We start from the raw sequence: 12,247 nt of genomic DNA on the forward strand, positions 1-12,247 counted from the left end.
CCCGCCCCTCGTTGGTCAATAAGGGTTCAGCGGCGTTCCGACGCGGTGGTCGCGCGCGCTGGCGCAAACTCCGAACCCGGCTTCCATTGCGGCCAGTCGCGGCCGTTCGCCAGGGCGCGCCCGACATCATAGAAGACCGTCAGATCCTCGATCATGCCGCGATAGTCCCAATCTGGCGACCATTCGTCCGCCGCCTGGTGATAGCGTTTGGCGCCGTACTCCGCCCGCGCCGCCTCGCGCTCAGCGATAGGGGCATCGCGGAACTCGCCCCGGCTGCCGGCATAGGCCATCGGCACGCCGCGCTTGGCCAGGGGGAAGTGGTCGGAGCGATAGTAGGTGCCGGCCGCATTCTCGTAGTCCGGGACCAGCGTCCGCCCCTGCGGCTGGATCGCCGCGGCCAGACGCTCGTCGAAGTCCGACTGACCATAGCCGGTGACGCCCAGGCCGGTGACGCGGCCATAGACGTTCATCGAATCCATGTTGAATCCGCCTACCGTCTTGGCCAGCGGGTAGACCGGATTGACCGCGTAATATTCCGAGCCCAGCAGGCCGCTTTCCTCGGCGGTGAAGCTGATGATCACGATGGACCGTTCGGTGCGCGGCGCACCGCCGAACATCCGCGCCAGCTCCAGCAGGCCCGCCGTGCCCGAGGCGTTGTCCACGGCGCCGTTGAAGATGCGATCACCCGTCGCGTCCGGCTCGCCCATGCCGATATGGTCCCAGTGGGCGGTATACAGCACCGTCTCGTCCGGATGGGTCGTGCCCGGCAGGCGGGCGATAACATTGTGGCTGGTGACCTGATTGGTCGTCACGTCGAACTCGGTCGAGAAGCCGGCGCCGGGCAAGGCGACGGGCTGGAAGTCGCGGCTGCGCGCCTGGACCTTCAGCGCCTCGAAATCGAGGCCGGCGCGGCGGAACAGGTCGACCGCCACATCCCGCTGGATCCAGCCTTCCATCGGCACCCGCTCGGCCGCCGCATTCTGGCGCAGGATGTCGAACTGCGGCACGCCCCACGAGTTGGCCACCGTCTGCCATCCATAGGACGCCGGCGCCGTCTCGTGGACGATCAGAACGCCCGCCGCACCATGCTTGGCCGCCTCTTCGTATTTGTAGGTCCAGCGGCCGTAGTAGGTCATGGCCTTGCCGCCGAAGGTATTCAGCGCCGGCTCTTCGAAATCGGCGTCATTGACCAGCACGACCAGAATCTTGCCGCGCAGGTCCTGACCCTTGAAGTCGTTCCACTGGCGCTCTGGCGCATTGATCCCGTAGCCGACGAAGACCAGCGGCGCGTCCTTCAGGCTGACATGCTCGGCGGGGCGGCGGGTGGAGATGGCGACCTCGCGCCCTTGCGTCATCGGCAGGGTCCAGTCGCCCAGCTTCAGCGAGGCCTGGACGTTGGACTGGACGAAGCGGTTCAGGATCACGTCCTGAGTCCACTGACCGTTCGGCCCGCCCGGCTCGAACCCTGCGGCGGCGTAGCCTTCGCTCAGATAGCGCACGACCTTCTCTTCGGCCGGGGTGGCGATGCCGCGTCCCTCATAGCTGTCGTCCGACAGGGTTTTGATGTCCTGCGAAATCCGCGCCGCGTCGAAGGCGGGAACGGTGTGAACCGCAGCGGGATTGGGCGCCGTGGCGCAGGCCGACAGGGCGGCGCCGGCCAACAGGACGGCGGCGAACGAAGAGACAAGACGCATGAACAGTGGCCCCACAGCCGGAAACGATGGGCGACCCTAGGCGGCGAAACCCACACTGTCGATTCCGTGTCACGGACCATTCGTCGCAAACGAAAAACCCGCCGAAGCGAACTTCGACGGGCTGAAGATTTCGAACTGACGGCGATCCCCTAGTGGGCGACGCCCTTCCAGATCCGGCGGTAGGCGACGTAGGTGATGCCCGCGAAGATGAACAGGTAGATCAGCACGCCCAGCCCGGCCTGCTTGCGCTCGACCATCTTTGGTTCCGACGTCCAGGCGATGAAGGCCGCGACGTCCTTGGCGTATTGATCCACCGTCTGGGGCGAACCGTCGTCATAGGTCACCTGGCCGTTCTGCAGCGGCGGCGGCATGGCGATGAAGCCTCCGGGCGGGACATCGTGATGATCACCCGTCCAGAACGGCGTCAGGTCGCCGGCCATGTAGGGGTTGTAGTGCTGGCCTTCGCGGATCGTCAGACCCGCCGGCGCGGCCTTGTAGCCCGACAGAAGCGAATAGATGTAGTTGGCGCCGTCATGACGGGCCTTGGCCATGACCGACAGGTCGGGCGGCGCGGCGCCGCCGTTGCCCGCCGCCGCCGCCGTGGCGTTGGGATAGGGCGAACGGAACTTGTCGGCCGGGGTGGCGTCGCGCTGGATCGCCTCGCCGGTCTCGCTGTCGATGTCCGGCGCCTGGTTCTCGGCGGCCAGAGCCTTGACCACCGGGTTGTCGTTCGGGTTCGGATACTTCGGATTCCAGAACGGACCATGGCGGTCGCCCAGGTTCCGATAGTGCATCAGGTTCATGCCGTGACAGGCGGCGCAGACCTCGTGATAGACCTTGTAGCCGCGTTGCAACTGGCCCTGGTCGTAGGTGCCGAACGGCCCCTCGAAGCTGAAACCGCCCGAGCGCGGGTGGGCGGCGACGCCCGCCGCCATGGCGGGGGCGGCGCTCATCAGGCCCACACCCAGGCTCAGCGCGATGGCGGCCGAGGCGATGATCGTCTTGAACGACACGGTCTTCATTCCAATCGTCATGACCCTCAGCCCTTCTGCTCGACGGCGTCCGCACCGGTCAGCACCGGTTCGGAAATCGTCGCTGGGATCGGCAGCGGCTGCTCCTTCAACCCGACCAACGGCATGATGATCAGGAAGAAGGCGAAGTAATACAGGGTGAACACGCGTGTCAGCCACAGGAAGGAGTTCAGGTCGCCGTCGATCAGGGTGAAGGTCTTGAACGACCCGATCACCGGCGCATCCGGCAGCTGACCACCACACCACCCCAGACCCACGCCCACCACCAGGAAGATGATGAAGAAGGTCCGCATCGTCGGGCGATAGCGCATCGAGCGCACCTTGGACGTATCCAGCCAGGGCAGGACGAACAGCACGCCGATGGCGCTGAACATCGCTACCACGCCGCCGAACTTGTCCGGGATGGCGCGCAGGATCGCGTAGAAGGGCAGCATGTACCACTCGGGCACGATGTGCGCCGGCGTCACCAGCGGGTTGGCCGGGATGTAGTTGTCGGCGTGGCCCAGGGCGTTCGGCTGATAGAAGACGAAGATCGCGAACAGGATCAGGAACAGGATAATCGCGAACCCGTCCTTGACCGTGAAATACGGGTGGAAGGGCAGCATGTCCTTCTTCTCCCGACCCTTGGGGATCAGGATGCCGACCGGGTTGTTCTGACCGGCCGCATGCAGCGCCCAAAGGTGCAGCACGACGCAGCCCAGGATGGCGAACGGCAGCAGATAGTGCAGCGAGAAGAAGCGGTTCAGCGTCGCATTGTCGATCGCCGGTCCGCCGCGCAGCCAGATCAGGATCGGCTCGCCCAGCACCGGGATCGCGCCGATCAGGTTGGTGATGACCTCTGCGCCCCAGAACGACATCTGGCCCCACGGCAGGACGTAGCCCAGGAAGGCGGTGGCGATCATCAGGAAGAAGATCACGCAGCCGATGATCCAGATCATCTCGCGCGGCGCCTTGTAGGAGCCGTAGTAGAGGCCGCGCAGCATGTGCAGATAGACGGCGATGAAGAACATCGACGCGCCGTTGGCGTGAACGTAGCGCAGCAACCAGCCGCCGTTCACATCGCGCATGATGCGCTCGACCGAGGCGAAGGCCAGGTCGACGTTGGGCGTATAGTGCATGGCCAGAACGATGCCGGTGACGATCTGCGTCATCAGGCACAGGGCCAGGATGCCGCCGAAGGTCCACCAGTAGTTCAGGTTCCGCGGCGTCGGCAGGGACATATAGTCCGCACCGAAACGGATGATCGGCAGCCGGGTGTCCAGCCACTTCTCGACGCCCGTCTTGGGGACGTAGGTGGATTCGTGTTCGCTCATGCCCTCGCCCTCAACCGATCTTCACGCGGGTGTCGGACGCAAACTCGTAGTCCGGCACAACCAGGTTCAGAGGCGCAGGCCCCTTACGGATACGGCCGGATGCGTCGTAGTGCGAGCCGTGGCAGGGGCAGAACCAGCCGCCGTAATCGCCCGCGCCGAACGTGGGAACGCAGCCCAGGTGGGTGCAGGACCCGACGACGACCAGATATTTCTCGTGACCCGGCTTGGTGCGCTCGGCGTCCGTCTGGGGCTGTTTCAGGTCCGGCGCATGATCGTCGGCGATGACCTTCTGCAGCTCGGCCGGGGTGCGGTAACGCACGAACACCGGCTTGCCCTGCCATTTGATGACGACCTGCTGGCCTTCCTGAACCTTGGTCAGATCGAACTCGATCGACGCCAGGGCCAGGGTGTCGGCCGCGGGGTTCATCTGGTTGATCAACGGCCAGGCGATCACCGCCCCCGCGCCGACCGCCGCAGCGCCCGCTGCGATGTAGATGAAGTCACGACGATTGGGATCACCGCCCTCGGGGCTGTGAGTGTCTTCCGTATGCACGACCGATTCGGCCACGTTTCCACCTCTCGAACGCCGCGGAAGAAGCCCAGGAGCCTCCCCCAGCCACGGCACGAACCAACAAAAGACGCCGGAAATCCCCGACGGCCCGACACTTGCGCCTATTTCGCGCAAGCTGCTGACGTTTCTTGCGAAACGCTCGCAAACAGACCGCGACAAACCCCCTCGTCGCGCGTATGTCAGGCCTTAGAATGCGTCTCGCCCTTTTTCAACCGGACATTCCTCAGAACGTCGGAGCCTGCATCCGATTGTCGGCCTGTTTCGGCGTCGATCTGCACGTCATCGAGCCGACCGGCTTCCGTTTTGACGACCGCGCCATGAAGCGCGCCGCCCTCGACTACGGCCCGCTGTCGCACATGACCCGCCACGCCAATTGGGAGGCCTTCCAGGCGGATCGTCCGGCCGGGCGGCTGGTGCTGTTCACGACCAAGGGCGCGACCCCCTTGCCCGATTTCGTCTTCCAGCCTGACGACACTCTGCTGTTCGGCAAGGAAAGCGCCGGCGCCCCCGACTATGTCCACGCCGCCGCCGACGCGCGCGTCGTCGTGCCGCTGCGACCCGACGCCCGCTCGCTGAACCTGTCGGTCACCGCCGGAATCGCCCTGTGGGAAGGCCTGCGTCAGACAGGCGGGGTCAGTCAGTTCTGAGCCGGCGCGGGCTCCAGCCGCGCCATCGACGGCCGCTCGCCGGCCTTTGACGCCGCCACGGCCTCGACCGACCGCATGACCCGCAGCAGGTTCTCGCCGGCGATCTTGCGGATGTCCGCCTCGGCCCAGCCGGCCTGCATCAGGGCCGCCAGGATGCGCGGATAGGCGTCCACCCCGCCCATGCCTTCGGGCAGGCTGCCGATGCCGTCGAAGTCGGCGCCCAGCCCCACATGGTCGATGCCCGCCACCTCGCGCACATGCTGGATGTGCGCCACGACGTCGGCCAGGGTCGCCTGAGGCGTCGGATTGGCGATGGTCCAGGCCGTCAGCCCGGCTTCCACCGCGCCGGGATCGCCGGGGTTCAGGGTCTTGAGCCGCGCCTCCTCGCCGGCCCTGGCGCCGTTCCAGGCCCGCACCGCCTCGGACACGAAGCCGGGCGCCAGGTTGATCATCACGATGCCGCCGTCCTGGGGCATCATCCGCAGCACCCGGTCCGGCACGTTGCGCGGATGGTCCGTCACCGCCCGCGCCGACGAGTGGGAAAAGATCACCGGCGCGTCCGAGACGCGCATGGAGTCCAACATCGTCTCCTCCGACACGTGGCTCAGGTCCACCATCATGCCCAGCCGGTTCATCTCCTTGACCACCTCGTCGCCGAACGGGCTCAACCCGCCCCACTTCGGCGCGTCCGTCGCACTGTCGGCCCAGGTCGTGGTCTTGGAGTGGGTCAGGGTCATGTAGCGCGCGCCGGCCCGATAGAATTCGCGCAGCAGGGCCAGGGAGTCGTCGATGGAATAGCCGCCCTCCATCCCGATCAGGCTGGCGATCCGGCCCGAGGCGAACACCGCATCCACCTGATCCGCCGTCGTCGCCAAGCCGAAGGTGTCGGGATAGGCGGCGATGATCCGCTTGGCCGTGTCGATCTGTTCGAAGGTTTCCTCGACGGCCTCCAGCGGCGTCAGGCTGGCGGGCACATAGACGGACCAGAACTGACCGCCGACGCCCCCGGCCCGCAGCCGCGCGATGTCGGTGTGCAGCTTGGTGGAGACCGCCAGGTTCTTCGTCAGGTCCACCGCGTAGACGTCGTTTCCATATTGCTGGCGCAGCGCCCACGGCAGGTCGTTGTGCCCATCGATCAGCGGCGTCGTCTTCAGGATGCCCAGCACCCGCGCCTCGTCCACCTCCTGAGCGTGGGCCGCTCCCGCCAAGGCAAGGGCGGCGACAGTGACGAAGAGAAAACGACGGATCATGGGCGGGCTTCCTGAAAACGGTAGGCGATCATTAGCGCCTGCGATTCCCTCTATGACAACCTGTCCGGATGACGCCGCCGCCGCGACGTGGTTCAAGCGCGCCATGAGCGACGCCGTCTTCTCCGATCCGCTCGACCTGAAGAAGGTCGAGACCCGCGCCTGGTTCGAACATCTGCGCGACCGCATCCACACCGCGTTCGAGGCGCTGGAGGATGCGGTGCCCGCCGACCTGTTTCCCGGCGAACCCGGCCGGTTCGTCCGCACCGCCTGGGACCGCGCGGAAGGCGGCGGCGGCGTCATGGGGATGATGCACGGCCGCCTGTTCGAAAAGGTCGGCGTCCACGTCTCGACCGTGCATGGCGCTTTCCCCGCCGACTACGCCAAAAACGTGCCCGGCGCCGACGTCGATCCCCGCTTCTTCGCCACAGGGATCAGCCTGATCTGCCACCCGGTCAGTCCGCGCGTGCCGGCGGTGCATATGAACACCCGCTTCATCGCCACGACCAAGAGCTGGTTCGGCGGCGGCGGCGACTTGACGCCGGTGCTGATGGCGGACCGTCGCCAGGACCACCCTGACACCGTCGCCTTCCACGCCGCCATGCAGGCCGCCTGCGACGCCCACGACCCGACCTGGCATGCCAAATACAAGGCCTGGTGCGACGAGTATTTCTACCTGCCCCACCGCAAGGAGCCGCGCGGCACCGGCGGCGTCTTCTACGATCATCACGACAGCGGCGACTACGATCGCGACTTCGCCTTCACCCGCGACATCGGCCTGGCCTTCCTGGACGTCTATCCGCGCATCGTCGCCGCCCGAATGACCGAGCCCTGGACGGCGGAAGAGCGCGAGGAACAGCTGATCCGACGCGGCCGCTACGTCGAGTTCAACCTGCTCTACGACCGCGGCACCATGTTCGGACTGAAGACCGGCGGGAACGTCGATTCGATCCTGTCGTCCATGCCGCCGACGGTGAAGTGGCCCTAGCCCATCGCCTCCACGAACACGTCCCCCGCCCGGCTTCGATACCGCTCCCTATGCCGTAACAGCCGGAACGGCCGCTCGGGCAGGGTGAAGGGCGCGGTCACCAGCCGACCGGCCGCAACGGACGCATAGGCCACGCTTTCCGACAGGGCCGTGGCGCCCGCCCCTGCCTCGGCAGCCGCCAGCACGGCCTCGTTTGACGGCAAGGTCATCGACACGGCCAGCGTCGCGGGATCGACACCCATGTCCCGCACCGCCGCTTCCAGCGTCGAACGCGTTCCCGACCCGACCTCGCGCAGCACCCACGGCTGGCCCGCCAGATCCTTCGCGTCCAGCCGTCGCCGCGTCGCCCACGGATGGTCCGGGGTCACCAGCACGGCCAGCCGATCCGATCCGACCTGAACCTGCGACAGGGCCGGCTCGTCCACCGCCCCCTCGACCAGGCCGATCTCGGCGGCGCCGCTCAGCACGGCCTGGGCCGCCTCGCGCGTGTTTCCGATCTCGACCGCCAGTTCGACGCCCGGATAGGCCCTGTGAAAATCCACCAGCCGGCGCGGCAGCCAATAGCTGGCGATGGTCTGGCTGGCGAACACCGCCAGCCGCCCGCGCCGCAGGGCGCTCATGTCCGCCAGCGCCGCCTCCGCCGCCTGCGCCCGCGCCAGCACGGCTTTCGCTTCGGGCAGGAAGGCTCGGCCCGTCTCGTTCAAGACCACGCCCCGCCCGACCCGGTCGAACAGCCTCACGTCGTGCTCGGCCTCCAGCGCCGCCAGCGCATTCGACACCGCCGACTGCGTCAAGTTCAGCGCCCGCGCCGCCGCCGTCACATGGTCGCGTTCGGCCACGGCGACGAAGATGCGCAAACGTTCCAGGGTCACGATTGATCTCCAAATCGGATTGAAACGACCATAACTATCCGTTGGACCGCCGTCGAGAGCGGGCGCATCACCCTATTATGAAGTCCGCCGCCCTGCCTGCGCCCGTCACTACGCCCAAACTGGCGTCGGCGACGGCGTTCGGGCGCAAGATCCGGCCCGGCGTCATGCTGTGCCTGCTGGTGACCCTGGCGGCCATCGGCCTGACCAGCATCGAGCGCGACGTCATCGGCCATGTCTGGCTGGAGCCGCTGGTGCTGGCCATCCTGCTGGGCGCCGCCGTCCGCACCGCCTGGACCCCCGACGTGCGGTTCAAGGCCGGCATCGACTTCTCGGCCAAGACCCTGCTGGAGGTGGCGGTTGTCCTGCTGGGCGCCTCGGTCAGCGCGGCGACCCTGTCGTCGCTGGGCGTATCTTTCGTCGTCGGAATCCTACTTTTGGTCGTCGTCGGAATCGTCGTCGGTTTCGGCGTCGGCCGCGCCTTGGGGCTGAACCCGCGCATGGCTCTGCTGGTCGCCTGCGGCAACGCCATCTGCGGCAACTCCGCCATCGCCGCCGTCGCCCCGGTCATCGACGCCGACGGCGAGGAGGTCGCGGCCTCCATCGCCTTCACCGCCGTGCTCGGCGTCATCGTGGTTCTGGCCCTGCCGCTTCTGGGCGGCTTGATCCACCTGAACGGCCTGCAGTACGGCGCCCTGGCCGGTCTGACCGTCTATGCCGTGCCGCAAGTCCTGGCCGCCGCCGCCCCGTTCGGCGCCATCGCCACCCAGACCGGCACGGTGGTCAAGCTGGTGCGGGTACTGATGCTGGGGCCGGTTATCCTGGCCCTGTCGCTGATCTTCCGAGACCGCGCGCCGACGGCTGCCAAGCCGGGCCTTTCCCGCCTGCTGCCCTGGTTCATCTTCGGCTTCCTGGTCATGATCGCCTTGCGCTCGCTGGACCTGATCCCGCAGACCGCCCTCGCACCCATGGCCGCCGCCTCCAGCCTTCTGACCGTCGTCGCCATGGCCGCCCTGGGCCTGCAGACCGACATCCGCGCTGTCGCCCGCGCCGGCGGCCGGGTCGTCGCCGCCGTCATCCTGTCGCTGGGCGCCCTGGTGTTGCTGGCGCTGGCGCTGATCCGGCTGCTGGGGCTTTAGATCCCGCTGCCGTAATCCTCGACCGGCGGCGGGGTCAGCAGCAGGAAGGCGCGAATCCAGGCCGTCAGCACGGCCCGGTCGTTGGGTCGCTTCAGACTGTCGATCGCCTCGTCCGCTACCGGATGCGGAATGCGCGTCCCACGCCGCCCCTCGATCAGAGCCGCCGCATAATCCGGCTGGAACTCCGGATGGCACTGGAATGAGATCGCATCCTGCCCCCAGGCCAGGCCGGCGTAGGGCGTGAAGCCGCTGGAGGCGATCACTCGCGCGTCGTCCGAAATCGACGTGACCTGATCCTGGTGGGAAACGGGTATCGAGATCGTTCGCGCGCGCGGATGCATCCACGGCTCGTCGGCCTGCACCTCATAGCGATGCAGCCCCACGCCCCAGCCCTTGTCCGACTTCTCCACAGCCCCGCCGAACGCATGGGCCAACGCCTGATGCCCGAAGCAGATGCCGACCAGACGCGTCCGCCCCCGCGCCGCCCTCAGCCAATCCACCAACTGCGGGATCCACGGCAGGTCGTCATAGACCCCCGCCGCCGACCCAGTGACGATGGCCCCCTGAAACGCCGACGGATCCTCGGGTAGATAACCGGATTGCACGTCGAACCGCGTCGTCGCCACGCCTTCACCCAGCAAAGCCCGGAACCGCGCCGGATAATCGTCGAAATCGTTTTTCAGATGCTCCGGCGGATGTCCGGTTTCCAGAATGGCGATGCGCGTCATGCGACCAAACTAGTGACTGCGGTCAGAAGGTCCAGACCTCGGCCCGCCCGCCGGCTTCGCCCAGAGCGCCGGCGACCCAGCCGCAGATCTCGTTCGCGGCTGCCTCCGCACCCGCCGGCGGATTGACCACCACCAGGGCGCAGCCGTTCATCTTCATTGGATTGGTCAACGGCCTCAGTCGCGCCTCGGCGACCAGGGTCGGCCCGGCCTTGCCCTGTAGCCGCCGGATGAAGCCGTCGAAGGTCTCCAGGTCCTTCAACGGGGTCCAGATCGCCACCGTCGCCGTCGGATCGCGCTTCACCACCGCGATCGCGGTCTCGGCCGAACGGACATAGTCGTCGGGCTTCTCGAACGGTGGGTCGATCAGCACCAGCGGCCCGCGCACCTTCGCCGCTTCCGCGACCACCGCCCCATAGCCGTCCCCCTCGCGCGCCTGAGCGTTCGTTCGTCCCGCCAGCGCCTCGACCAGCATGGCCCGAACGGGCGGGTTCAGCTCGAACCCGACGTAGCGCCCGCCGTCCTTGAGGGCGTCGGTGATCAGCAGGGGCGAGCCCGGATAATACCGCACGCCGCCGTCAGGATTGATCGCCGCCACCTCGGCCGCCAGGGCATCCATCAGCGGCGTCCGGCCGTCCGCCGTCATCAGCCGCGCGACCCCGGCCTCGGCCTCCTTCGACCGCGTCCCGTCCCCCGAAAGGTCGTACAGCCCCGCCCCCGCATGGGTGTCGAACACGGTCAGCGGACCTGTTTCCTGCCTCGCCTTCACCAGCCACAGCACCAGGGCGTGTTTGAGCAGGTCGGCGAAGTTTCCGGCGTGAAAGCTGTGGCGATAGTTCATGCCGCCTCGTCTCGCGCCCCGTTCCCGCGGTCAAGCGGAACTCGCCGCCCCGGCCCCGCGTTCGTCGCTCGTCTTCGGCAAGCAGCTGAAAGACCAATGAAAAGGAAACGCGGCGGATGGCCGACGGATCGCACGCCTTCGACATCGCCGTCGAGGTTCCGCAAGGGCTCAGCTACTGCAGCGACGAGTTCGCGGGCCTGAGCCGTCGCCGCGCCGGCAAGGGCTGGTCCTATAAGGACGCCAAGGGCAAGACGATAAGCGACGCCAAGGTCCTGGCCCGCATCCGCGCCCTGGCCATCCCGCCCGCCTGGACCGACGTCTGGATCTGCCCGAAAGCCAACGGCCATATCCAGGCCACAGGCCGCGACGTGAAGGGCCGCAAACAGTATCGCTATCACAACGACTGGAGCACGGCCCGGTCCGAGAACAAGTTCGACAAACTGCCCGCCTTCTCTCGCGCCCTGCCCAAACTGCGCGACAAGGTTGAGCACGATCTGGCCCTGCGCGGCGTCTGTCGCGACAAGGTGCTGGCCACCGCCGTGCGCCTGCTGGAGATCACCCTGATCCGCGTCGGCAACTCCATCTACGCCAAGCAGAACCGTAGCTATGGCCTGACCACCCTGCACAAGCGTCACCTCGAGGTGGACGGCCCGGCCCTGACATTCGAGTTTCGCGGCAAGAGCGGCAAGGACCACAGCGTCAGCGTCAAGGACCGACGCCTCGCCCGCGTCGTGCGCGAGTTGGAGGGCCTGCCGGGTCAACAGCTTTTCAAGTATCGCTCGGCCGACGGCACGCTGTGCCCGGTCGATTCGGACGATGTGAACGCCTACATCCGCGAGGCGATGGGCGAACAATTCTCGGCCAAGGACTTCCGCACTTGGGCCGGCACCGTCTCGGCGGCGCGGGCGCTGCGCGATGCGGAGGCCGCGACCTCGCCCACCGACGCCAAGCGAAAGATCACCGTCTGCGTCAAGGCCGTCGCGGGCCTGCTGGGCAACACCCCCACCGTCTGCCGCGCCTCCTACGTCCACCCCAAGGTCTTCGCCCTGTTCGAAAGCGGCGCCATCGCCGATGTCCTGCCCAGTTCGGAGACCAAGGGTTTCGAAAAGGCGTTGATCAAACAGTTGCTTGCGGTCTGATCTCAGCGGTTCTCAATGCTGGCGTTAGAAATCCCCATTTGAT

General features: G+C 67.1%; 12 protein-coding genes. 4 read left to right on the top strand and 8 right to left on the bottom strand.

Features of this window, described 5'->3' with window-relative positions; translation table 11 throughout:
* Nucleotides 1–26: 26 nt before the first annotated feature.
* The 4 genes from ACQY72_RS04515 to petA all read right to left on the bottom strand — a co-directional run bounded on the left by ACQY72_RS04515 (nt 27) and on the right by petA (nt 4,606).
* The gene (locus ACQY72_RS04515) at nt 27–1,694 is read right to left on the bottom strand and encodes a M28 family metallopeptidase (protein WP_428156068.1); all 1,668 of its coding nucleotides are present in this window, start codon (nt 1,692–1,694) and stop codon (nt 27–29) included.
* Between the two features lie 149 nt (nt 1,695–1,843).
* Complete coding sequence (locus tag ACQY72_RS04520) at nt 1,844–2,728, bottom strand: cytochrome c1 (RefSeq protein WP_428156069.1); 885 nt, start codon at nt 2,726–2,728, stop codon at nt 1,844–1,846.
* Between the two features lie 5 nt (nt 2,729–2,733).
* Nucleotides 2,734–4,038, bottom strand: coding sequence for a cytochrome b (locus ACQY72_RS04525; RefSeq protein WP_428156070.1), 1,305 nt, complete (start codon nt 4,036–4,038; stop codon nt 2,734–2,736).
* Between the two features lie 10 nt (nt 4,039–4,048).
* Nucleotides 4,049–4,606 (bottom strand): ubiquinol-cytochrome c reductase iron-sulfur subunit, encoded by a 558-nt coding sequence (gene petA / locus ACQY72_RS04530; RefSeq protein WP_428156071.1) that lies wholly within the window; start codon nt 4,604–4,606, stop codon nt 4,049–4,051.
* Between the two features lie 194 nt (nt 4,607–4,800).
* On the opposite strand from petA, the gene ACQY72_RS04535 reads away from it, so the two are divergent.
* The gene (locus tag ACQY72_RS04535) at nt 4,801–5,256 is read left to right on the top strand and encodes a tRNA (cytidine(34)-2'-O)-methyltransferase (RefSeq protein WP_428156072.1); all 456 of its coding nucleotides are present in this window, start codon (nt 4,801–4,803) and stop codon (nt 5,254–5,256) included.
* Here the strand turns inward: ACQY72_RS04535 and ACQY72_RS04540 are convergent.
* Nucleotides 5,247–6,506 carry a dipeptidase gene (locus tag ACQY72_RS04540; protein WP_428156073.1) on the bottom strand — a complete coding sequence of 420 codons (1,260 nt, stop codon included), beginning with the start codon at nt 6,504–6,506 and terminating at the stop codon, nt 5,247–5,249. The two genes, ACQY72_RS04535 and ACQY72_RS04540, sit on opposite strands and share 10 nt — an antisense overlap.
* A gap of 103 nt (nt 6,507–6,609) precedes the next feature.
* On the opposite strand from ACQY72_RS04540, the gene hemF reads away from it, so the two are divergent.
* Nucleotides 6,610–7,491 carry an oxygen-dependent coproporphyrinogen oxidase gene (hemF, locus tag ACQY72_RS04545; protein ID WP_428156675.1) on the top strand — a complete coding sequence of 294 codons (882 nt, stop codon included), beginning with the start codon at nt 6,610–6,612 and terminating at the stop codon, nt 7,489–7,491.
* Here the strand turns inward: hemF and ACQY72_RS04550 are convergent.
* Nucleotides 7,488–8,363: a LysR family transcriptional regulator gene (locus ACQY72_RS04550; RefSeq protein WP_428156074.1), complete on the bottom strand. Its 876-nt coding sequence runs from the start codon at nt 8,361–8,363 to the stop codon at nt 7,488–7,490. The genes hemF and ACQY72_RS04550 overlap by 4 nt on opposite strands.
* Nucleotides 8,364–8,440: 77 nt before the next feature.
* Here ACQY72_RS04550 and ACQY72_RS04555 point away from each other — a divergent pair, with 77 nt between their 5' ends.
* Nucleotides 8,441–9,499, top strand: coding sequence for a YeiH family protein (locus ACQY72_RS04555; protein ID WP_428156075.1), 1,059 nt, complete (start codon nt 8,441–8,443; stop codon nt 9,497–9,499).
* On the opposite strand, the gene ACQY72_RS04560 is transcribed toward ACQY72_RS04555, so the two are convergent.
* Both ACQY72_RS04560 and rlmJ read right to left on the bottom strand, forming a co-directional pair.
* Nucleotides 9,496–10,227 (bottom strand): type 1 glutamine amidotransferase, encoded by a 732-nt coding sequence (locus ACQY72_RS04560; protein ID WP_428156076.1) that lies wholly within the window; start codon nt 10,225–10,227, stop codon nt 9,496–9,498. The genes ACQY72_RS04555 and ACQY72_RS04560 overlap by 4 nt on opposite strands.
* Before the next feature lie 22 nt (nt 10,228–10,249).
* Nucleotides 10,250–11,065 (bottom strand): 23S rRNA (adenine(2030)-N(6))-methyltransferase RlmJ, encoded by an 816-nt coding sequence (rlmJ, locus tag ACQY72_RS04565; protein WP_428156077.1) that lies wholly within the window; start codon nt 11,063–11,065, stop codon nt 10,250–10,252.
* Between the two features lie 116 nt (nt 11,066–11,181).
* Here rlmJ and ACQY72_RS04570 point away from each other — a divergent pair, with 116 nt between their 5' ends.
* Entirely contained in the window at nt 11,182–12,204 is a 1,023-nt protein-coding gene (locus ACQY72_RS04570) for a DNA topoisomerase IB (RefSeq protein ID WP_428156078.1), read from the top strand.
* Nucleotides 12,205–12,247 lie beyond the last annotated feature (43 nt).

The sequence above is a fragment of the Brevundimonas sp. genome, assembly GCF_965279155.1.
In the GTDB taxonomy this organism is placed as follows: Bacteria; Pseudomonadota; Alphaproteobacteria; order Caulobacterales; family Caulobacteraceae; genus Brevundimonas.

Excerpts from the sequence above, each read along its gene's own strand:
- ACQY72_RS04515 (WP_428156068.1), bottom strand. The coding sequence starts at position 1,694 with ATGCGTCTTGTCTCTTCGTTCGCCGCCGTCCTGTTGGCCGGCGCCGCC.
- ACQY72_RS04520 (WP_428156069.1), bottom strand. The coding sequence starts at position 2,728 with ATGACGATTGGAATGAAGACCGTGTCGTTCAAGACGATCATCGCCTCG.
- ACQY72_RS04525 (WP_428156070.1), bottom strand. The coding sequence starts at position 4,038 with ATGAGCGAACACGAATCCACCTACGTCCCCAAGACGGGCGTCGAGAAG.
- ACQY72_RS04535 (WP_428156072.1), top strand. The coding sequence starts at position 4,801 with ATGCGTCTCGCCCTTTTTCAACCGGACATTCCTCAGAACGTCGGAGCC.
- ACQY72_RS04540 (WP_428156073.1), bottom strand. The coding sequence starts at position 6,506 with ATGATCCGTCGTTTTCTCTTCGTCACTGTCGCCGCCCTTGCCTTGGCG.
- hemF (WP_428156675.1), top strand. The coding sequence starts at position 6,610 with ATGAGCGACGCCGTCTTCTCCGATCCGCTCGACCTGAAGAAGGTCGAG.
- ACQY72_RS04555 (WP_428156075.1), top strand. The coding sequence starts at position 8,441 with ATGAAGTCCGCCGCCCTGCCTGCGCCCGTCACTACGCCCAAACTGGCG.
- ACQY72_RS04560 (WP_428156076.1), bottom strand. The coding sequence starts at position 10,227 with ATGACGCGCATCGCCATTCTGGAAACCGGACATCCGCCGGAGCATCTG.
- rlmJ (WP_428156077.1), bottom strand. The coding sequence starts at position 11,065 with ATGAACTATCGCCACAGCTTTCACGCCGGAAACTTCGCCGACCTGCTC.
- ACQY72_RS04570 (WP_428156078.1), top strand. The coding sequence starts at position 11,182 with ATGGCCGACGGATCGCACGCCTTCGACATCGCCGTCGAGGTTCCGCAA.